We start from the raw sequence: 590 nt of genomic DNA, 5'->3' as shown, positions 1-590 counted from the left end.
GGGAGGTGGTGGGTCCCTGGGAGGGCGAGGGGGTCCGGGTGCGGTGGATTCCGGTGGATTACGCCTCGCACTCTCCGCAGATGGAGTTGGTGCGGGAGGAGGTCGAGGGGCTTTTGGCGGAGGTGAGCCCGCGTCCCGGGCGGGTTCCTGTCTACTCGACCGTCACTGGGCAGGTGCTGTCGGATGCCACGGTGATGGATGGTGGGTATTGGTTCACCAATCTGCGGCAGACGGTGGAACTCCAAGCCGCGGTCAGTGCTGCTGTCGCCGACGGGCATACGGCGTTCGTCGAGTGCAGTCCGCATCCTGGGTTGGTGGTGCCGGTCAGCGACACGCTGGAGGAGCTGGGCATCCAGGGTGTGGTGGTGGAGACGCTGCGGCGTGGCCAGGGGGGTGCGGAGCAGCTGGCACAGGCCCTGACCAGTGCGTTCGTGCAGGGTCTGGCCGTGGACTGGGCGGCCCTGTTCGCCGATTCAGGGGCTCGGCGGGTCGAGTTGCCCACGTATGCCTTCCAGCGCCGGCGGTACTGGGTCGAAGCCCAGAGCTCGGTCGCTGGGGGAGGGGCCGGCTGGGGGCAAATGGCGCTGGAG

Annotated in this window: 1 protein-coding gene; it reads left to right on the top strand. The window is 68.6% G+C overall.

The genetic code is table 11. The annotated features are described in order from the left end of the window. Window positions 1–5 precede the first annotated feature (5 nt). On the top strand, window positions 6–590 hold a 585-nt coding region (locus tag E4099_RS32680; protein ID WP_342451968.1), incomplete at its 3' end, for an acyltransferase domain-containing protein.

It is taken from the genome of Streptomyces palmae, assembly GCF_004684805.1.
In the GTDB taxonomy this organism is placed as follows: domain Bacteria; phylum Actinomycetota; class Actinomycetes; order Streptomycetales; family Streptomycetaceae; genus Streptomyces; species Streptomyces palmae.
Note: the sequence above shows the minus strand (reverse complement) of the source record. Positions and strands in the feature narration are given on the sequence as shown.